The organism is Pseudogemmobacter sp. TB195 (assembly GCF_058313095.1).
This window is the reverse complement of sequence record NZ_JBZEGG010000002.1, coordinates 201599-220269: the sequence shown is the minus strand read 5'-3', so window position 1 is coordinate 220269 and position 18671 is coordinate 201599. Positions and strand designations below refer to the sequence as shown.

The following is an 18671-nucleotide window of genomic DNA, read 5'->3' as shown; positions in this document are numbered from 1 at the left end:
TCAGAACAGCCCGCCCGAGGGCCTCGGTGTCCCCGGCATCCGGCCGGTCTGACCCGGTTGCTGGCCCGCCCCACGCGGCATGGCGCCAGGACCGGCGGTCACGATGCGCTCGCCTTCGCCGATCCCGGAGAGGATCACGGTCTGGCTGGCGGTGGCGGCCCCGGTCTCGACATCGCGGATCTCGACCGCGCCGGTGGCCGGGTCCAGCACCCGCAGCTTACTCCCGCTGCTCCGCCCCGAGATCACCGCGGCGGTCGGCACGATCAGCGCATCGGGGATCTCTTCCATCACGATCACCACTTCGGCGGTCATGCCGATCCTGAGGATGCCTTTCGGATTCGGCACTTCGAGAATGGCGCGGTAATAGATCGCCGAGCTGGTATCGACCTCATCGGAGGTTGCAATCGAGGCCGGCGCCGGCTCGATATCGCGCAGGACCGCGTCAAAGCGCATATCGGGCGCGCCCGACAGGGTGAAACTTGCCTTTTGGCCGGCATGAACCGCGATCACGTCGGCCTCGGAAATATCGACCTTGATGATCATGCGGTCGAGTTCGGCCAGTTTAATCAGCGTCGGGCTGGATTGGTTGGCGTTGATCGTCTGCCCTTCGCGCGCGACCAGGGCCACGACCGTACCGTCAGAGGGCGCGGTGATCCTTGTGCGTTCCAGCGCTATATTCGCGGCCTGAACGGCAAGTTCGGCCTGGGATTCGCTGGCTTTCAGCGCCGCGAGATTGGCTTCGGCGACCTTGAACTGCGCCTCGCTGGCCTCAAGCGTCTGGGTGGTGGCGAGCTTGCGGCTGTTCAGCGCGCGCTGACGGTCGAGCGCGAGGCGGGCCTCTTCGATACTGGCCTCCTGGGCCGCGATCTGGGCACGGATCTGCGCCAGCGAGGCCTGGGCGCGCAGCTGGTCGGTCTTCTGATCCTCAGGATCGATCTGCGCCACAAGGTTTCCGGCGGCGAGTTTCTGCCCCAGCTCAACCGGCAGGGACTGGATCTGACCACCGACCTGGGCGCCGACCGAGACAAGGCTTGCGGCCTCGATCACGCCGGTTGCCAGCACGGTCTTGCGGAAGGTGCCGCGGATCACCGCCTCCGAGACCGGCGCGGCCTGGGCGGCGCCCTCGTTAACCTGCATCCGCCACAGGCCAAAGCCCGCGCCGCCGGCAAGTGCGAGGATAAGGGTGGTCCAAAGGATTTTGCGCATCTGGCTGTGATCCGGCTTGCTTGTGCTGCTCGTCTGTTGCCGGATTATACGCTTGCACCGCAAGCTTCCGTCGCGGCCCGGCCCGGGATTTATTGTTCAGGCATCGGGTCTGGTGAAGACAAAGATCACGCCCAAAGCCATGATTGCGGCGACCGCGAGGGTCAGCGGCCAGCCGGGGCTGCTGCCCCAGAGGAACACGGTGAAGCCAAGGCTGCAGCCGCCTGCTGCCATCCATTTCGCGCGGCGCGGGATTGCGCCCTTGTCGCGCCAGTCGCGCAAAAGCGGGCCGAAATGCCGGTGATCCAGCAGCCAGCGCTCCAGCCGGGGCGAAGAGCGGGTGAAACAGGCGGCAGCGAGGATCAGGAAAGGCACGGTCGGCACCACCGGCAGAAAGATCCCGACAAAGCCGAGGCCGGTGAGAAACAGACCGAGGGCCAGGAAAAGCGTGCGGGCGATGACTGATTTGGTGGCGGCCGGGCTGCCGGTGCCGGCCTCGCTGCTGAATCTCTCGCTGCTGAACCCTTTGGTGTCAGGGGGATTGCCGGTTTCGCCGGATTGCGGGCTTTTATCGGTCATGGGCACTCCCGGGCTTCAGGGGAAGGGGCGCGATCCGTTCCGGGCGGAAGCCGAGGCCGATCAGCCGCCCCATCAGCCGGGCCAGCACCGGCCAGCGCGCGATCATGCGGATAAAACCCGGCGGGCGGGGGGCGGCCGCGCCATCGGGGCGTCGTTTGCGGCGCATCATCTTTTGCAGGCCTTGCGTCGCGCGGGTGGGGAGAAGGCGCCGCGCCTCGACCCGGGCCAGGTCGCGCGGGCTCAGCCTTCTCTCGCACAGGGGGGCCGCGAGGATATTCGCTGCCGCCACCGCATCCTGGATCGCGAGATTGACGCCAAAGCCGCCGACCGGCGACATCGCATGGGCGGCGTCGCCGATGCAAAGCACGCCCGGCGCCCACCAGCGCGTCAGGCGGTCCATCCGGATCGACAGAAGATGGATCTGATCCCAGGAGGTGATCTCGTCAAACCGCCCGGCCGGAAGCCGCGCAAGTGCTGCCAGTGCCGCACGAAATGCCGGCAGGCCCGCAGCCTGCAGATCATCATAAGACCCTTTGCGGATCACATAGCCGCATTGCCAGTATTCGCCACGGTCGATCAGCACGAGGCCCTGGCCCGGGCCGGCATGGCTCATCGCGGGCGCGGGATCACCGGCCCGACGCGAGAGCCTTAGCCAGACCACATCCACCGGCGAGCCGAAATCGGTGACGATAAACCCCGCCTCGCGCCGTATCACCGAATGTCGGCCATCGGCGCCGATCACGAGCGGCGCGCGGATCTCGCCCGTCCCGCTGTCCGATTGCCAGGTAAGGCCACAGGTTTTATCGCCGGGTTTATCGCCGTCGCGCAAAAGACCGGTGACCGAATGCCCCATTCGAAGGGTGAACCCGGGCATGGCGGCGGCTTTTCCGGCGAGGAAATTCAGGAAATTCCATTGCGGCATGAAGGCGATGTAACGGCAATCTGTCTTCAGGCTGCGGAAATCGGCGATGGTCACCTGACGCCCGCCGATCTCAGCATGGAGATCGGGGGCCTTCTGATGCGGCAGAGCCAGAAATTCCTCGAGCCAGCCCAGATCGGCGATCACTTGCAGGGTCGAGGGATGGATGGTGTCACCGCGAAAATCATGCAGGAAATCAGGGTGTTTCTCGATCACCGTCACCCGCAGACCGGCGCGGGCCAGCAAGAGCCCCGCCATCATGCCCGCCGGGCCTCCGCCCGCGATCACGCAGTCCTGATCCTGTTCCGGCATCGTCCTGTCCCCGCCTCTGGCCCATCCCTGAGCCGCCTCCGCTCTGCCTTCGGGGGCAGACCGGCGCTGCCGTTCTGGCGAAAGCGGGGCGCGCGGCTTGTGGCGGCCCTGGCTGGCTGAACGCATGCGCCTATCTTCGCATGTGGGCGGGCGGGTTTCCAGATCCTCCCCGCCGCCCGGGCCTGCGTCACGCAAGCGTGTCCGGGCCCGCAAGGGTCAGGGCAGGCGGATTACCCGGCGCATTGTGGCCAGTTGCGGGCCTTTTCCTTCAAAAGCCCGACAAAGGCCTGGACCTTGCGGGTGCGGTGCAGGTCGACATGGGTGACGATCCACAAAGGCGAATCCCATTCCGGGCGCGGCGCCAGCACTTCGACGAGGTCGGGGCGGGTTGCGGCCTCCCAGGCGGGCAGGAAACCGATGCCCATTCCAGCTTCCAGCGCCGCATCCCAGGCCGCGGGTTCAGTCGAGCGGAAGGTGAGCTGTTCGTTCGACACCTTGTCGCGCAGCCAGCGGAAAAACGCGGCGCGGCTGCCTTCGCTTTCGGCGATGACAAAGCGGTGGCCGGCGAAATCATGTTCCGATTCCGGTTTGCCCCAGGCCTCGACATAGGATTTCGACGCGTAAAGCCCGTAGCGGATCCGGATCAGCGGCTGGACGACATTGTCGGGCTCTTCGGGGGCTGCGCCGGCGCGGATCGCCACATGCGCCTCGCCATAATCCAGCCGGAAGATGCGCATATCGGTCAGAAGCCGCACGATCACCGCCGGATGCTGGCGCTGGAAATCGGCCAGTACCGGGACCAGCAGGCCCGAAAGCCCGGCGATCGAGGTGATGATGAACTCGCCCTGCACCGTCTCGCCATGGCCCTTGATGCGCGAGCCGAGCTGGGCAAATTGCTCTTCGGTGGTCTGGGCGACGGTCAGCAGGTCGCGCCCGGCCTCGGTCGGCGTATAGCCGCGGGTATGGCGCTGAAAAAGCCGCGTGCCGAGCCGTTTTTCCAGCGCATCAATATGGCGGATCACAGTGGCATGATGCACGCCCAGAACTTCAGCCGCACCCGAGACGGTGCCAAGTCGGGCGACCTGAAAGGCGGTTCGGATCTCGTCCCAGTTTTCCATGAAGTTCCCCGGCTGGCTGTGCGTCAGCGCACAGATGATTACGGATTGGCGCAAGAGGCAAGAGGGCTCCGGGGTAAACATGCCAGGATGCAGGGAAATCTTCCCCTGCCCAATGAGGGGCGTGAGATTGGGTTGCTTTTGCCGCAAATTCACCAGAATGATGCGGGAGCTTGCCCGGGTGAGTATGCGCGCCACCTCCGGCTGCGCGCCGATCCGGATGGATACAAAGGGCGATTGCACCAGCGATGATCAGTTTGCCGAATTTCTTTGTCGCAATGGCGGTGGGTGCGGGCAGACTGGCGCTCTCGCAGCCCAGAATTTCACTGACCGCTATCGCCTTGGCCGGGGCCGCACTGGCGCCGATCCTGCTGCCGGCGCCGGCTGCGGCTGATCCGAAGGCAGTGATCGGGATGCAGACGGCCGATGAAGCACGGGGCTGGCAGCCGGTAGGCAAGCTGGTGCTGGGGGATCGCGGGTTTTGCACCGGGGTGCTGATCGAGCGGCAGCTGGTGCTGACAGCGGCGCATTGCCTCTTTGACAAAGATACCGGCGCCCGGCTCAGGGATGAAATGATCACCTTTCAGGCGGGCTGGCGCAATGGCCGGGCCGAGGCCTATCGCGGCGTCCGCCGTTCGGTCGCACATCCGGATTACGTTTATTCCGGCAGTGACAATCTGGGCCGCGTTGCCTGGGATCTGGCGCTTCTGGAACTCGACAAACCGATCATGTTGCCGCAGATCGAGCCCTTTCCCACTGGCCCCCGCCCGATGCGAGACGCCGCCGTCAGCGTGGTTTCCTATGCCAAGGACCGCTCGGAAGTGCCTTCGATCGAGCGTGATTGTGCGGTGCTGGCGCTGGAGACATCGGCGCTGGTGCTGACCTGTGACATCGATTTCGGCTCCTCCGGTGCACCGGTTTTCGCGCTGCGCGACGGGCGGCCCGAGGTCGTGGCGGTGATCTCGGCCAAGGCGGATTACAACGGCGAGAAAGTCGCGCTCGCCGTGGCGGTGGACGCGCCGCTGCAACGGCTGCGCGATGAACTTGGGCTCGATTTGCCCGGGCGCGGGGCGGCGGGGGTACGGGTGATCTCAGGCGGTGGCGCCAATCGCGGTGGCGGGGCGGCGGCGGAAACTGCGGCGGAAACCGCGGACCCGGCCAGCGGGGACGGCCAGGCTTCCACCATGGGGCAGGGCGGCGCCAAATTCATCCGGCCGTAACGCGTCTCGCGGCGCCTTCCCGGCACAGCGAGGCGCTCACGCGGATGTGACCTCTGCCCGGCTGTAGCGCGCCCCTTGACGCAGGGGGCCATGCTTCCCAGATCAGGATCATGCCGGACGCCATGATGGGTCCGGCGCCTATGCCCGGCCCCGTGAGGGGAGGGTTTGATCCGAAGAGCATCGCTTCCCAAGGAGGATGATCATGCGCAGCTATGATTTCGCACCGCTTTACCGTGCCACTGTCGGCTTTGACCGTGTGGCCGATCTGATGGACCGGGTTCTGACATCCGATGTCGCTCAGCCGGGCTATCCGCCCTATAATATCGAAAAAACCGCCGAAGATGCTTACCGCATCTCGGTCGCCGTTGCCGGTTTCGCCCCGGAGGATCTTACGGTCGAAGTGCGCGACGGCAGCCTGTTTGTGACCGCCCGCAAGGCCGCCGATGAGGCCCCCCGCAGCTTCCTGCATCGTGGCATCGCGACCCGCGCTTTTGAGCGCCGCTTCGCGCTGGCCGATCATGTCCGCGTCACCGGCGCGACGCATGAGCTTGGCATGCTGCATATCGACCTCGCGCGCGAGATCCCCGAGGCAATGAAGCCGCGCCGGATCGAGATTGCCGGGCCAGTCAGGGCAGAGGCCCCCGCGCTTGAGGCCAGGGCAGAACAGGTGAACTGAGGCAGCGGTCTGCCCGAGAAAATTCGGCAGACCCAGAGGCGCATCGGGCAACCGATGCGCCTTTTCTCGTCTGATACGGTTCCCTCGACAGCGAGGGATGATCTGAGTGCCACAGTCGGTATCACGGCCAGAGCAGACGGCTGAAATCTCTTGTCGGCGCCGCATGTGCCGCCGGCCACGCATGATAGATCAAGGACAGCACCACCAGGGTGGTTCAGGCGCAGTTGTCTCGCAGCCCGTACCTTGCCTGGTCCAGCTCTGGGAAACCGACAGAGGCCGAAGAGCCACAACCCGCTATCTTCAGCACTGAGATTTATGCGTAATTATTTGATATAAAATAGAAATGGCGGAAATTTGAGCTTCTGGCCCGCTGCGTGTCAGCGGCTCAAAAGAAGTCGCTCAACCGGCGACGCTTGCCGAGGCAGATTTTTCGATGCCTGCCTTCGTAATCGGGTTCCAGGCAAAGCGATTGTCCAGGCTCCCTGTTGGGCCTCCGGTTTCGCGCCGGTATCTTTCAGGATCTGTGCTGGTATTACGGAAGTCCCGGCTTCCGGGTGGCCTGCCCCTGAAGGCCGAAAAACGAAGGCTCTCGCAGCCAGGCAACACCTGCCCGAAGCGCAGGCCGGACAGGTCGTGGCGCAGGCAAAGGTGCTCTTGCGGTGGCTGGACCTATCTCTTCCTGCGTATCCAGAGGGTAACTGCCCAAAGCGCCACATAAAGCGCCGCCCAAAGTACGATCAGGTTGGGCACCGCAATAGAGGCAATGACCAGCGCAATGCCCGCGGCGGCCAGGCCAATGTTTACGATGACCGTCCCCATAGGTCTGAGCATAAGACGGGAGGGTCAGACATCACAAGGGCAGCAATCCGGGGAAACCGGCAGGTCGGCGATTTCGCGGCCCCGTGGAAATGCAGGGGCGGAACGAGCCGGGAAGCTTGCGGTGCCTTTGGGAGAGCGAACACGCCGCCCGGGCCGCGCAAACTCTGTCACAGGTGTTGCGGCAGGCGCGCGGGGGGGGCAGGAGATGTGGTCGGCCCCTGGCCTGCGACGCCGCCACTCACAGAAAAACCCCAGGCGGAACGCTCCGCCGGGGGGCATTCGGGTCAGTATGAGATCAGAGCCCCATCTTGATCAGTTCGAACTCTTCCAGGAGGCGCGCGCGCAGATCCGGGTCCATCGGCGTCTGGCGGAACAGCGTGGTCTCGACCGGGTCGAGGAAGGCGGATTTCAGCCTTTCGGGATCGATGGCATCGGTCGCGGCTTTATTGGTATTGGCATAGCCGATGGCTTCGATGATCGACGGCAGGCTTTCGACTGCGAACATCGAATTCACCCAGTCATAGACTTTGTCTTCCTTGCCGGGGCCGTTCTTCATATTGACGAAACCGCAGAAGAAGGTGGTGGAACCCTCAGCCGGCGCGCGGTTGAAGCCCACCGGGAAACCATCGGCCTGCAAAATGGCGACCGGGTCATTCCAGGACCAGGCAACCTCGACCTCACCCGATGCCATCAGCTGCGCCAGTTCCGACGGATCCGACCACCAGGAGCGCACATTCGGCGCGGCTTCGCGCAGCCAGGCGGCGGCTTTCTCGATCTGTTCATCGGTCACCTCATCCCAGGAGTCGGTGCCGGTAGCGAGGAACCCAAGCGCCCAGGCGTCATCGGAATTGTCCGAAATCGCGATCTTGCCCTTGAAGTCGGGGTTGAGGAAAACATTCAGCGAGGCGACCTTGTCCTCGGAAACCTTGTCTTTGTTATAGGCGATGGCCGTATAGGCAAAGTCATAGGGGATGAACCAGACGCCCTCATCATCTTTGATGTGATGCGATTCCAGCAATTCCGGGTCTATATTGGCGAAAGCCTCGATTTTCGACGTATCCCAGGGCTCGATCAGCCCGGCTTCGCGGTAATTCGGCACGGCGCCGGGGCAGGGGTGGACAACATCGGCCTTGAACCCGGAAGAGACTTTCTGGAACGCCTCATCGTCATCTGCATAGAACGCGTAGGTCGGCTTCTGGCCGTGTTTCGCGACATAGGGGGCAAGCGCGCCATCGATTTCCCAGCCAGCCCAGTCGAAAACGGTCAGCTCGGGGTCGGCGGCCTGCGCTGCGGTGGCAATCGCGATGGCCGAAGCGGCTCCGGCAAGGTAAGAAAGGCAACGGGTCATCGTGACTCCTCTGGCGGTTGATATCAGGCAGGTGCCGTCAGTCTGGCCCCCTGGGGCAGATCCGGGCACGGGTGATCTGTCTGAGGCTATGACAGGTGAAATTCTCTCACAAGCATCTTTGACACCCAAAACCGGCTTTCCGCCGTCGCGGATATGGGAAAGAATTCCGCTGGCTGATTTCCGGGCGGCTGATTTGTAGCCGCGTGAGACAGGCGTGAGGTCCCCCGTGCGATGAGACGGGGCCAGAGCTGAAAAGAAACGGGGGCGACAATGGCAGTGACCGGGGCAGATCAGACGGAAGGCGGATGGTCCGCGGGCCAATATGCGAAATTCCTTGATGCGCGCACGCGCCCGGCCCGCGATCTGCTGGCGGCGGTGCCGCTGGAGACGGCGCAGGAGGTGACCGATCTTGGCTCTGGCCCGGGGAATTCCACCGCGCTTTTGCGCGCAAGGTTCGGCGCGGCGCGGATCACCGGGACCGATACCGATGCGGATATGCTGCGAACCGCGCGCGCGGCGCTGCCGGATTGCGCTTTCGAGGCGGCGGATATTGCGACCTGGACGGCGGCGCGGCCGCAGGACCTGGTCTATGCCAATGCCTCGCTGCAATGGATCCCGGATCACCGGCAGCTCTTTCCCCGGCTTCTGGCGCAGCTGAGCCCGGGCGGCGTGCTTGCGGTGCAGATGCCCGATAATCTTGACGAGCCGACCCATATCGCCATGCGCGAGATCTCGGCCGATCCCCGCTGGGCTGACCGGCTGACGGCAGCCCGGGCGCGGCGCGTGCCGCTTCTGACCCCCCCGGAGCTGCACGCGCTTTTGCGCGCGGACTGCCGGCAGCTTGATATCTGGCGGACAGTCTACCAGGTGGAGCTGACCGGCACGGACGCGGTGACGCAATGGTTCCTCGGCTCGGCGCTGCGACCTTTGCTCGCGCCTTTGAGCGAAGCGGAACGCACGGATTTCCTCGACGCATTCCGCGCGCGGATCGCGCCGTTCTATCCCGAACAAGACGGGCGCGTTCTCCTGCCCTTCCCGCGCGCCTTCTTTGTCGCGACCCGGGCCTGAACGGCGTCAGGGCTGCCCCCGCAAGAGAGGGCTTGCCTTTCAGGAGGCGCCGGATAAATCTCGGCAGCGATCCCCGGCGGCAAACAGCTCTGTCGCGGGGTCTGGGCCGGCGGGAGACATCGCCGGCTCTGGCTGGAAGACCTGCTGCGAAAAGGGGGGCCGGGAGACCGGATGCGCCCCGGGCCGCAGGTTTGTGCCGCCCCCCTTTTCCGCAGTCATAAAGACAGGCCCCAGAATGACTGGGACCATAATGACAGGGATCAGAATGACTGGGAAAATGGCATGACGGCACTTGATCTGGACTTTACCCGCAAACAGTTTCCGGCCTTTGCCTCGCCGGTCCTGTCCTCACATGCGTTTTTCGAGAATGCCGGCGGCAGCTTTCCCTGTATCCAGGTGATCGACCGGCTGACGCGGTTCTACCATGACCGCAAGGTGCAGCCTTACGGGCCCTATCCGGGCGGGCAGGCGGCGGGCGCCGAGATGGATGAGGCGCGGGAAAAGCTGGCCGCGATGATGGCGGTCAAGCCGTCACAGGTCTCTTTCGGCCCGTCAACCAGTGCCAATACCTATGTGCTGGCGCAGGCGGTGCGGGCCTGGCTGAAGGGGGAGGCGAAGGCGGCGATCGTGGTGACGAACCAGGATCACGAGGCCAATAGCGGCGTCTGGCGGCGTCTGGCCGATGAGGGGATCGAGGTCCGGGAATGGCGGCTCGATCCTGCGACCGGTTCGCTCGATCCGGCGGATCTGAGCGCGCTGCTGGCGGATGGGCAGGTGCGGCTGGTGGCCTTCCCGCATTGCTCAAATGTGATTGCAGAAGTGAATGATGTGGCGGCGATCTCTGCGCTGGCCCATGCGGCGGGGGCGAAGGTGGTGGTCGATGGCGTGTCTTACGCGCCGCATGGTTTCCCGGATTTCCCGGCGCTTGGCTGCGACGCCTATCTGTTTTCCGCCTATAAGACCTATGGCCCGCATCAGGGGATCATGGTGCTGGACGAGGCTTTCGGGATGGATCTGCCGGGGCAGGGGCATTTCTTCAATCATGGCTCGCTTTACAAGCGGCATACGCCCGCCGGGCCAGACCATGCCCAGGTCGCGGCCTGTGCGGGCATGGCGGATTATGTCGACGCCCTGGCGGCGCATCACGGCATCACCGGCGATGCGGGCGCGCGGGGGCGCGCTGTCCATGATCTGATGCGCGCCCAGGAAATAAAGGTGATCCAGCCCTTGCTGGACTATCTTGCCGCGCGCAACGACCTGCGGCTGATCGGCCCCCGTGACGCGGCGCGGCGCGCGCCGACGGTGGCGGTGGAGCTGTCAGCTGCGGCAGAGCCGGTCTCGGAAGAGCTTGGCCGACACGGGATCGCCTGCTGGGCCGGGGATTTCTACGCCGTCAGGCCGCTGGAGGCGCTTGGGATTGCGCGCGAGAAGGGGGTGCTGCGGCTGTCAGCGGCGCATTACACCAGCGCCGATGATGTGGCGCGGCTGATCCGGGCGCTGGATCAGGTGCTTTGAGACAGCCGGGGTCGCCGGGGGGCAGCCCCCGGACCCCCGGAGTATTTGGGTCATGAGGAAGAGGGCGGTTGTGCGGTGATGTTTTTCGCGCGCAGCATGCTGATCTGACGCAGATTGTCTTAACTCGTCCCGCAAATTGACAAAATTCTGCGTGAGTTTGCAGCTGTAGTGAAACAGTCTGGATGGGCCTTCCGGGGTCTGAGGAGTGACATGCCGACATCCGCAAAACTGGTGGCCGCGCTCTGGTTTGCCCTGATGGGCTGGCTTGCGGCCAATGCTCATATTCCCGCGCTTCCCGATGCAGGGGCTGGCGGCACCATGGTCTTTCGCGGGGTTTCGGCAGCGATCGGCCTGATTTGCGGCTGGAAGATCATGGGAAATGGCGTTGGGTCCAGCTATGCCGATTCTCTCGGCACGGGGCTCAAGACCTCGATTGTAATGGCGTTTTTCGCGCTTATGGTGTTTTCGGGGCGGCAGATGGTCGCCGATTCGATGAAGATGCGCTATGAAGGGCCGATGGATGCCATGCTGGGCTGGTTCACCAAAATGATGGAAAACGGCCGGGATATGGTGACGGTCGGCGTGCTGGGCGTGCTGATCGTGGCGGGGGTCTTTGGCGGGCCGCTTGCCGAATGGACCAGGCGGCGCTGGCGGTGAGCGCGGCGGATCTGCCGGGCGGGGATCCCCGTTTTGCGAAATGCCCGGGGCTGCGCGATCTGATCGCCGGGCCCGGCGGTGCCGCAGGGGAGGCGCGTCTCGCCTTCTGGCAGGCGGCCACCCGCGGCGCAGAGGCCGGCGATCCGGCGCTGGAGCTGCGGCTTGCCCAGGATATCCTGGCGCAGCAGGGGGCTGCCCCGGCAGAGCGGCTTTATGCCTTGCGCGGGCCGATGCTGTCCTGTGCGGCCTCTGCTTTGCGCGCGGCCGGGCAAACCCGCGCCAATGGCCCCGAAGATGCCCGGGTCGAGACCGACAGCATGGACCACCCGTTTCGCGGCTTCTTTGCGGTGGCGCGGGCCGGGCTCAGGCACCGGCAATTTGCCGGGGGCATGAGTGGGGGGCTTATCCGCGAGGCCTTTGTCGCGACCGATGCGGTGACGGTGCTGCCCTATGACCCGCTGCGCGATCATGTTCTGCTGGTGGAACAGTTTCGCATGGGCCCCTGGATCAGAGGCGAGGCGCGACCATGGCTGATCGAGGCGGTCGCGGGCCGCATCGACGCCGGCGAGACCCCGGAAGAGGCCGCGCGGCGCGAGGCGCAGGAAGAGGCCGGCCTGACCATCGGCCAGCTTTTGCATGTCAGCGATTATTACCCGTCGCCCGGCGCGCTGACCGAATATATCTGGTCACTGGTGGGGCTTGCGGATCTGCCCGAAGAGAGCGGCGGGCTCTTTGGCCTCGCGACCGAGGGCGAGGATATCCGCACCCATGTGATCCCCTTTGACACCGCGATGGCCTGGCTCACCGAGGGCCGGCTTGCTAATGCGCCGCTGATCCTGTCGCTGTTCTGGCTGGCGCGGCAGCGGCCTGCCTTGCGCGCAGCTGCGGGCGCGGGCTGACCAGAGGCCCGAGGCGGCATCTGGGCCGCGCCCGGCGCAGGAAAGCTGCGTGTTTTGTCACGCAGGCACAGGTTTCACGCCTGTTACACTTGATCCGGGCCAGGTGGGTGGTCATAACTCTGCCTCAGTCGCCGGGGAGGCCGCCATGGGGTGGGTTGATGGGTGCGGCTCCGGTGGAATGCCGGGGATTTCAGGGCCGGATTGACCGAGATGGATGCAGATAGCCGCAAGATCCCGACCCATGAGGTCACCTATTCGCGGCTGCGCGACATGATCCTCTTTGGCGCGCTGGCGCCGGGGCAGCCGGTGACAATCCAGGGGCTGATCGGCGAACTTGACGCCGGCATGACACCGGTGCGCGAGGCGATCCGGCGGCTCGCGGCCGAAGGCGCGCTGATGCCCCAGGGCAATCGTCGGGTCTCGGTGCCGCAGATGACGGAATCGGTGCTTGATCAGCTGGGCTGGGCGCGTTTTGCGATTGAGCCGCAGCTGGCGCGGCTTGCGATGCGGGCGATGGAACCGGCGCTGATCCGGGGGTTGCGGCTTTTGGACGACCGCATCAACACCGCGATCAGCGAGGGCGATATCGCCGCCTATCTGCGGTTCAATCATGCCTTCCATTTCGCGCTTTACGAGGCGGCGGATGCGCCGGTTCTGCTGGATATCGCGCAATCCCTCTGGCTGCGGGCCGGGCCGTCCCTGCGTCTCGTGATGGGGCGGCTTGGGGGGGCCGGGCTGCCGGATCAGCATGTCGAGGCGCTGGCGGCGATGGAGGCGGGCAATGCCGAGGCCCTTGCCGCCGCGATTGCGCAGGATATCGGCCAGGGCATGGATCAGGTGCGGCTTGCGCTTGCCGAAGGGGCGTTCTGACACTGGCCGCCTTGCCCCGTGTTGAAGGCGCCAGTCACTCTTTCCCGATCCTGGATTCCCGGGACTGCACCTGACGGTGTGGATGGGAAAGTATCCTCACCCTTTCCCGCGCGGCGGGGGCTTCTGCTCGCGCAGGCAGGTGATCGGGTTGCCCACAATTGTCGTTAGAATAGCTGCAATTCTTGCGGCGCGGGATGCGGGCAAGAACCTGAGGGGTCGCCGGGAAACGGATTGTCGAGAAGGATCGCATCCGGCATCCGGGCGGTGACCGGGGGCACCTGCCTTGGATGGGGCACCGCTTGCCCGCTCTTGCCCCTGCTTTTGCGTCGGCGGCTGGCCGGGTGCAGTGCGGCGGCCTATGTGCTGCGGGAGGCCGTGCTGCCGGTGGAACCGATGAGCGTTGAAGATCTGGTGCGGCGGATCGCGGCTGCCTTCGTGACCTCTTGCTGAAGCGGGTATGCCCGCGCCTTTGGCCGCTCCCCCGTTTCGCCCGTTGTCAAAGACTGGCGCGGCGGTGCCATATGCGGCCTCAAGGTACCTGACTGCGGCGCGGCCAGGTCACAGCCTAACTGTTCATGCAGGCCAGATCAGTTGCATCGGCATCGAGATGAGAGGGGGGCGCCGCCGCGCCGCCCGCCATGCCTTCTGACCTCCCGTGGAACATGGGGTCTGGGCCGCACAACCGCAAAGCGGTGGGATATTCAGATCCCGAGGGCGAAACCCGGCCTCTTGCTGCAAGACATCCTTATGCGGGTCGGCGCTTGCAAGCTGCCGGATATCAAAGTCGACATGGGGGGCGAGAGGTGCCGGCGCGGGCAAACCCTCCCCTGGGCCCGAGACCCCTGGGCATCGTATGCCCCACATTCCATCGAAGGAAATGGCCGGGGGCTGCCGCCCTTTCAGGAGGCCGCGCAGGCTTCCGTTACCGGCGCCGCGCCGGTGTAGGTCTGCCCCCAGTCCCGCATCGAGACAAGGATCGGCTCCAGCGTGTGGCCAAGGGGGGTGAGGCCGTATTCCACCCGTGGCGGTACCTCGGGATAGACGGTGCGGGTGATGATCGCGGCCTCCTCCAGCTCGCGCAGCTGCAGGGTCAGCATCCGCTGGGTGACAGACGGGATCGCCCGCCCCAGATCGCTGAAGCGCATGCGGCCACGCAAGAGATGGAACAGGATGATCGGCTTCCAGGTGCCGCCCATGACCGAAAGCGTCACCTCGACCGCACAACCGCTTTTGCTGTTCAGCTTGCGCATTTTTCCTCCGGCCGTCCGTAACTTACATTTTTGTAAGTATATGCGAAATTTGTGCGTTCTTGCGAGAATTGACTACAGCGCTTTAGTCTGTCGGGCAATGGCAGGGTTATAAAGCCTGCCCCAAACCGGAGTGAGTTTCATGAAAGCGATACAGCTTGCCTTTCCGGGCGGCCTTGAGAATCTGCGGCTGGTCGATCTGCCCGAACCTGCCGCGCCGGGTGTCGGCGAGATCACCGTGCGCCTGCATGCGAGCTCGCTCAATTACCATGATCTGTTGGTGGTGACCCGGCCGCGCAAGGCAAATGGCGCCCTGATCCCGATGGCGGATGGCGCGGGCGTCGTGACGGCCATCGGCGCAGATGTCACCGAATTCGCGCCGGGCGATGCGGTGGTCTCCTGCTTCTTTCCCGAGTGGCAATCGGGCCGCGACATGCCCGGCAGCTTTGCCACGGTCCCCGGGGATGGTATTGACGGCTTTGCCCGCGAAAGCGTGACGCTGCCGGCAAGCGCCTTCACCCATGCCCCCAAAGGCTACAGCCATGCCGAAGCGGCGACGCTGACCACGGCGGGCCTGACCGCCTGGCGGGCGCTGGTGGTCGATGGCCGGGTCAAAGCGGGCGATACCGTGCTGGTCCTGGGCAGCGGCGGCGTTTCGATCCTCGCGCTGCAAATGGCCAGATCGATGGGCGCACGGGTGATCGCCACCACCTCAGGCGCTGCCAAGGCGGAACGTCTGCGCGATCTCGGGGCCGATGCGGTCATTGACTATGTCGCAAACCCGGACTGGAGCGTGGCGGTGATGGAAGCCACAGCCGGGCGCGGCGCGGATATCGTGATCGAGGTCGGCGGCCCGGCCACATTGACCCAGTCGATCCGGTCCTGTCGGGTGGGCGGCCATATTGCCCTGATCGGCGTGCTGACCGGGTATTCCGGCGAAGTGGCGACGGTGGAACTGATGGCGCGGCAGCAAAAGCTGCAAGGCCTGATCGTCGGCAGCCGCGAAGACCAGCGCGACATGGTCCGCGCGCTGGAGGCGTTCAGCTGGCGGCCGGTGATTGACCGCAGCCTGAAGCTGGAAGAGATCGCCGGGGCCTTCGCCTGGCAGCAGGCGGGCCGGCATTTTGGCAAGATCTGCCTGACCTGGTGAGACAGATCCGGAGACCGGAGCCGTATCCCGTCAGTGCAGCGCAACCCCGTCGAGTTTGTCGGGGTTGCGGGTGATATAGATATTGGCGATGCGCTCGCCGTCGAATTCCAGCGCGGTGGTCTGCAAGATGCCGCCGACGCGGGTGAGGTAGCCCGGCAACCCGTCGATGCTGACCATCCGCAAAAGCTCGATCGGGCCGAACTTTCGCGTGATGCCCTGGAACAGCCGTCTGACCCGGTCGCTGCCGCGGATGATGTCGAAGGCGCGGATCTTGCCGCCACCATCGGATTGCACGCTGACATCGCTTGCCAGCATCGCGCCAAGTCTTTCGGCATCGCCCGACAGGCAGGCGTCAAAGAAGGCGCGGGCGAGGCTGTCGCGCCTTTCGCGCGGGATCTCCTGTCGGGGCCGGTCGAGTTTCACATGCGCCCGCGCCCGGCTTGCCAGCTGGCGCGTGGCGGCGGGGCTGCGCCCGATTGTGGTGGCGACCTCATCGAGGGGCTGGCCAAAGACGTCATGCAGCAGAAACGCCGCGCGCTCCAGCGGGGACAGCCGCTCCAGCGCCATCATCAGGGTCAGCGTCAGATTGTCGGGGCGCATCGCGTCCTCCTCCGGCTCGATCAGCGGCTCCGGCAGCCAGGTGCCTGGATAGGCCTCACGCCGGGCGCGGGCGGATTTCATCTGGTCAAGGCAGAGGCGCGACACCACCCGGGTCAGCCAGGCAGCGGGTTCAAGCACTGCCCCCTGATCGCTGTGGTGCCATCGCAGATATGCTTCCTGCACCACATCCTCGGCATCATGGCGCGAGCCGAGCATACGGTAGCCAAGACGCAGCAGCCGGGGCCGCTGCGTCTCGAAGATTTCGGTGTGGCGGTCAGGCGGCATGGCTCTGTTCGCTGGGCAGTTCGGTTGGATGGGCGGCGCGGAAGCCGACCTGCACCCGGTTCCACATATTGATCGCGGCGACGGCCATCGACAGCCAGGCGCGCTCATCTTCGTTGAAAGCGGCCTTCACCGCCTCCCAGTCGGCATCCGGCGCCCCGGTTTCAGCCAGCAGCGTCAGCGCTTCGGTCCAGGCGAGGGCTGCGCGTTCGCGCGGAGAATAGAGCGGGCTTTCGCGCCATGCGACCAGCATATGCAGGCGCAGCGACGTCTCGCCGTCTCTCAGCGCCTCGGCCGTGTGCATGTGGATGCAATAGGCGCAGCCGTTGATCTGGCTGGCGCGCAATTTGATCAGATGCAGGAGCGGCGCCTCCAGCGGGCCGGCCTTCAGCGCGGCTTCCAGCGCGTAGAGCGGCCTGAACCCGGCTTCGGCGCGTTTGAAGTAATCGGTCATGCGGGGTATCATCGGTCTCTCCTCTTTGATCAGACACCTGCATGACGAGGCAGCATAGCGGAATGTGACATAGAATGGGGATTTTTCCGGAGATCAGGTTTTCAGTACCTGATGCGCCTGCGGGATATCCCAGCCATCGTTTTGCGTCAGCGACGTTGGGTTGCTGACCAAATGCCGTGAGGGAGTTTGCTTATGTCGGGACCAGGCGGGGCGCAGCCATGACGGATACAGGTCTGAGCGCCGCCCGCGATCCCGGCCCCGGCTGGGAATGGCGGTTCTGGGCGATCTTCGGCGGGCAGGCAGCCTCGCTGATCGGCTCTGCCATGACGCAATTTGTGCTGATCTGGTGGATCACCGACAGCACGGGCTCTGTCTCGGCGCTGGCCCTGGCGGGGTTGGTCGCGCTGTTGCCGCAGGCATTGCTGGGGCCGCTGGGCGGAACGCTGGCGGATCGCTACAGCCGCCGCCTGATCATGATCGTCGCCGATCTGGTCAGTGCCCTGTGCATGCTGGTGCTGATCGCATTGTTCCTGAGCGCGCGGATCGAGCTCTGGCACATTTACACCATGATGTTCATCCGCAGTGCGATGCAGGCCTTTCAGCAGCCGGCGGCGGCGGCGAGCACGGCAATGCTGGTTCCGGTCAGTTTTTTGCCGCGCGCGGCGGGGCTGAACCAGACGCTGATGGGGATCATCACCATCGCCGCCGCGCCTTTGGGAGCGCTTGCGATCAGCGTCATGCCTATCGGTTATGCGCTGTCCATCGACGTTGTCACCGCCGTTCTGGGCATTGTGCCGCTGCTGATCTATGCGATCCCGCAGGCCCGTATGCCGAAAGACCAGCGCAGCAGCCTCTGGGCGGAGTTCCGTGAGGGCGTGACGCTGGTGAGGGGTGATGCCGTGTTGTGGCGGGTCTATCTTTTACTGACGGCGGTGGTTCTGGTGCTGATGCCCTCCTTCACGCTGGTGCCCTTGCTGGTGAAAGAGCAATTCGGCGGCGGCCCGACAGAGGTCGCGGTGATCGAGGGTCTGGGCGGTGCGGGCATGATCCTTGGCGGCATCATCGTAACCGCGCTGGCTCCGAAACGGCTGGTGCTGTGGATCCTCTGGGGGTTTGCGCTGTCCTGCTTTGCCTTCGCGCTGGCAGCGCTTATGCCGGGGACGATGTTCTGGCTGGCAGTGGTGTTCTGGGTCGTCAGCAGCCTGGCCTTCATTCTGGGGAATGCGCCGCTGACTGTCCTGATCCAGACCCGGGTCCCGAACCATCTGCAGGGCCGCGCCCTGTCGCTGATGGCGACGATGATGGGGCTTGCCGCCCCGGTAGGCCTTGCCATCGCCACGCCGGTGGGTGAGATGATCGGCATCCGCTGGCTTTTTGTGGCGATGGGCGCGGTCAGCGGGCTGGTGGCACTGGCGGGTTTTCTGTCACCCGTACTGCTGGCGAAAGCCGTCCCGCCAGAGCCCGCCAGGCGCTGACGGCCCGTTGCCCCATTTGCCCCATATGCCGCGGTCAGCTGCTATATCTGCGCCCTAGGGAGGGGCAGGCTCGCCGACGAAGTGACCGGCCCCCAGAAGGAAGGCACCGCGTGATGCGATGGCCCGGCGCCGTTGGTCGGTACAGCGACGCTTTGCAGGGGGTGTCGCCGCATGAGGCTGATCGGTGGTGACGCCGCGAAAGTCACGGTGCTGACCTCATATCAGCGGCGGCTGGTCTGACGGGCAGATACCAGCGCTCATCG

The 18671-nt window shown here is 65.1% G+C and carries 18 protein-coding genes; 10 read left to right on the top strand and 8 right to left on the bottom strand.

What is annotated here, in order from left to right:
* The 4 genes from AC4FS3_RS04080 to AC4FS3_RS04065 all read right to left on the bottom strand — a co-directional run bounded on the left by AC4FS3_RS04080 (position 1) and on the right by AC4FS3_RS04065 (position 4131).
* Positions 1–1206, bottom strand: a complete 1206-nt coding sequence (locus tag AC4FS3_RS04080; RefSeq protein WP_491019498.1) for an efflux RND transporter periplasmic adaptor subunit — start codon at positions 1204–1206, stop codon at positions 1–3.
* A 96-nt stretch (positions 1207–1302) separates the two neighbouring features.
* On the bottom strand, positions 1303–1782 hold the full coding sequence (locus AC4FS3_RS04075; protein ID WP_491019497.1) for a YbaN family protein: 480 nt from the start codon (positions 1780–1782) through the stop codon (positions 1303–1305).
* Complete coding sequence (locus AC4FS3_RS04070) at positions 1772–3013, bottom strand: FAD-dependent oxidoreductase (RefSeq protein WP_491019496.1); 1242 nt, start codon at positions 3011–3013, stop codon at positions 1772–1774. The genes AC4FS3_RS04075 and AC4FS3_RS04070 overlap by 11 nt, the downstream gene beginning before the upstream one ends.
* Positions 3014–3243: 230 nt before the next feature.
* Positions 3244–4131, bottom strand: coding sequence for a LysR family transcriptional regulator (locus tag AC4FS3_RS04065; protein ID WP_198835536.1), 888 nt, complete (start codon positions 4129–4131; stop codon positions 3244–3246).
* 245 nt (positions 4132–4376) lie between these two features.
* Between AC4FS3_RS04065 and AC4FS3_RS04060 the strand changes: the two genes are divergently transcribed.
* Together AC4FS3_RS04060 and AC4FS3_RS04055 are read left to right on the top strand one after the other, a co-directional pair.
* On the top strand, positions 4377–5348 hold the full coding sequence (locus tag AC4FS3_RS04060) for a trypsin-like serine peptidase (protein WP_491019495.1): 972 nt from the start codon (positions 4377–4379) through the stop codon (positions 5346–5348).
* Between the two features lie 202 nt (positions 5349–5550).
* Complete coding sequence (locus AC4FS3_RS04055; protein WP_198835534.1) at positions 5551–6024, top strand: Hsp20 family protein; 474 nt, start codon at positions 5551–5553, stop codon at positions 6022–6024.
* Between the two features lie 1114 nt (positions 6025–7138).
* Here AC4FS3_RS04055 and AC4FS3_RS04050 read toward each other — a convergent pair.
* A complete protein-coding gene (locus AC4FS3_RS04050; RefSeq protein ID WP_491019494.1) occupies positions 7139–8191 on the bottom strand; it encodes an ABC transporter substrate-binding protein in 1053 nt (350 codons plus the stop codon).
* Between the two features lie 270 nt (positions 8192–8461).
* Here AC4FS3_RS04050 and tam point away from each other — a divergent pair, with 270 nt between their 5' ends.
* The 6 genes from tam (at position 8462) to AC4FS3_RS04020 (ending at position 13650) form a co-directional block, all read left to right on the top strand.
* Positions 8462–9259: a trans-aconitate 2-methyltransferase gene (gene tam / locus AC4FS3_RS04045; RefSeq protein ID WP_491019493.1), complete on the top strand. Its 798-nt coding sequence runs from the start codon at positions 8462–8464 to the stop codon at positions 9257–9259.
* Between the two features lie 282 nt (positions 9260–9541).
* Positions 9542–10774, top strand: a complete 1233-nt coding sequence (locus AC4FS3_RS04040; protein WP_491019492.1) for an aminotransferase class V-fold PLP-dependent enzyme — start codon at positions 9542–9544, stop codon at positions 10772–10774.
* 210 nt (positions 10775–10984) lie between these two features.
* Entirely contained in the window at positions 10985–11431 is a 447-nt protein-coding gene (locus AC4FS3_RS04035; RefSeq protein ID WP_491019491.1) for a TrgA family protein, read from the top strand.
* Positions 11407–12330, top strand: a complete 924-nt coding sequence (locus tag AC4FS3_RS04030) for an NUDIX domain-containing protein (protein ID WP_491019490.1) — start codon at positions 11407–11409, stop codon at positions 12328–12330. The genes AC4FS3_RS04035 and AC4FS3_RS04030 overlap by 25 nt, the downstream gene beginning before the upstream one ends.
* Positions 12331–12540: 210 nt before the next feature.
* Positions 12541–13200 (top strand): GntR family transcriptional regulator, encoded by a 660-nt coding sequence (locus AC4FS3_RS04025; protein WP_491019489.1) that lies wholly within the window; start codon positions 12541–12543, stop codon positions 13198–13200.
* 231 nt (positions 13201–13431) lie between these two features.
* Positions 13432–13650 (top strand): hypothetical protein, encoded by a 219-nt coding sequence (locus tag AC4FS3_RS04020; RefSeq protein WP_491019488.1) that lies wholly within the window; start codon positions 13432–13434, stop codon positions 13648–13650.
* A gap of 449 nt (positions 13651–14099) precedes the next feature.
* On the opposite strand, the gene AC4FS3_RS04015 is transcribed toward AC4FS3_RS04020, so the two are convergent.
* A complete protein-coding gene (locus AC4FS3_RS04015) occupies positions 14100–14450 on the bottom strand; it encodes a winged helix-turn-helix transcriptional regulator (protein WP_491019487.1) in 351 nt (116 codons plus the stop codon).
* Positions 14451–14589: 139 nt separating this feature from the next.
* On the opposite strand from AC4FS3_RS04015, the gene AC4FS3_RS04010 reads away from it, so the two are divergent.
* A complete protein-coding gene (locus tag AC4FS3_RS04010) occupies positions 14590–15597 on the top strand; it encodes a zinc-dependent alcohol dehydrogenase family protein (RefSeq protein ID WP_491019486.1) in 1008 nt (335 codons plus the stop codon).
* 30 nt (positions 15598–15627) lie between these two features.
* On the opposite strand, the gene AC4FS3_RS04005 is transcribed toward AC4FS3_RS04010, so the two are convergent.
* Positions 15628–16482, bottom strand: a complete 855-nt coding sequence (locus tag AC4FS3_RS04005) for a sigma-70 family RNA polymerase sigma factor (protein ID WP_491019485.1) — start codon at positions 16480–16482, stop codon at positions 15628–15630.
* The gene (locus AC4FS3_RS04000) at positions 16472–16945 is read right to left on the bottom strand and encodes a carboxymuconolactone decarboxylase family protein (RefSeq protein ID WP_491019484.1); all 474 of its coding nucleotides are present in this window, start codon (positions 16943–16945) and stop codon (positions 16472–16474) included. Before AC4FS3_RS04000 ends, AC4FS3_RS04005 begins: the two co-directional genes overlap by 11 nt.
* Before the next feature lie 206 nt (positions 16946–17151).
* Here AC4FS3_RS04000 and AC4FS3_RS03995 point away from each other — a divergent pair, with 206 nt between their 5' ends.
* Entirely contained in the window at positions 17152–18408 is a 1257-nt protein-coding gene (locus AC4FS3_RS03995) for an MFS transporter (RefSeq protein WP_491019483.1), read from the top strand.
* The last annotated feature ends 263 nt before the right edge of the window (positions 18409–18671 follow it).

Bases quoted from the DNA above. Each gene is read 5' to 3' on its own strand.
- AC4FS3_RS04080 (WP_491019498.1), bottom strand. From the start codon at position 1,206: ATGCGCAAAATCCTTTGGACCACCCTTATCCTCGCACTTGCCGGCGGC.
- AC4FS3_RS04075 (WP_491019497.1), bottom strand. From the start codon at position 1,782: ATGACCGATAAAAGCCCGCAATCCGGCGAAACCGGCAATCCCCCTGAC.
- AC4FS3_RS04070 (WP_491019496.1), bottom strand. From the start codon at position 3,013: ATGCCGGAACAGGATCAGGACTGCGTGATCGCGGGCGGAGGCCCGGCG.
- AC4FS3_RS04065 (WP_198835536.1), bottom strand. From the start codon at position 4,131: ATGGAAAACTGGGACGAGATCCGAACCGCCTTTCAGGTCGCCCGACTT.
- AC4FS3_RS04060 (WP_491019495.1), top strand. From the start codon at position 4,377: ATGATCAGTTTGCCGAATTTCTTTGTCGCAATGGCGGTGGGTGCGGGC.
- AC4FS3_RS04055 (WP_198835534.1), top strand. From the start codon at position 5,551: ATGCGCAGCTATGATTTCGCACCGCTTTACCGTGCCACTGTCGGCTTT.
- AC4FS3_RS04050 (WP_491019494.1), bottom strand. From the start codon at position 8,191: ATGACCCGTTGCCTTTCTTACCTTGCCGGAGCCGCTTCGGCCATCGCG.
- tam (WP_491019493.1), top strand. From the start codon at position 8,462: ATGGCAGTGACCGGGGCAGATCAGACGGAAGGCGGATGGTCCGCGGGC.
- AC4FS3_RS04040 (WP_491019492.1), top strand. From the start codon at position 9,542: ATGACGGCACTTGATCTGGACTTTACCCGCAAACAGTTTCCGGCCTTT.
- AC4FS3_RS04035 (WP_491019491.1), top strand. From the start codon at position 10,985: ATGCCGACATCCGCAAAACTGGTGGCCGCGCTCTGGTTTGCCCTGATG.
- AC4FS3_RS04030 (WP_491019490.1), top strand. From the start codon at position 11,407: ATGGACCAGGCGGCGCTGGCGGTGAGCGCGGCGGATCTGCCGGGCGGG.
- AC4FS3_RS04025 (WP_491019489.1), top strand. From the start codon at position 12,541: ATGGATGCAGATAGCCGCAAGATCCCGACCCATGAGGTCACCTATTCG.
- AC4FS3_RS04015 (WP_491019487.1), bottom strand. From the start codon at position 14,450: ATGCGCAAGCTGAACAGCAAAAGCGGTTGTGCGGTCGAGGTGACGCTT.
- AC4FS3_RS04010 (WP_491019486.1), top strand. From the start codon at position 14,590: ATGAAAGCGATACAGCTTGCCTTTCCGGGCGGCCTTGAGAATCTGCGG.
- AC4FS3_RS04005 (WP_491019485.1), bottom strand. From the start codon at position 16,482: ATGCCGCCTGACCGCCACACCGAAATCTTCGAGACGCAGCGGCCCCGG.
- AC4FS3_RS04000 (WP_491019484.1), bottom strand. From the start codon at position 16,945: ATGATACCCCGCATGACCGATTACTTCAAACGCGCCGAAGCCGGGTTC.
- AC4FS3_RS03995 (WP_491019483.1), top strand. From the start codon at position 17,152: ATGACGGATACAGGTCTGAGCGCCGCCCGCGATCCCGGCCCCGGCTGG.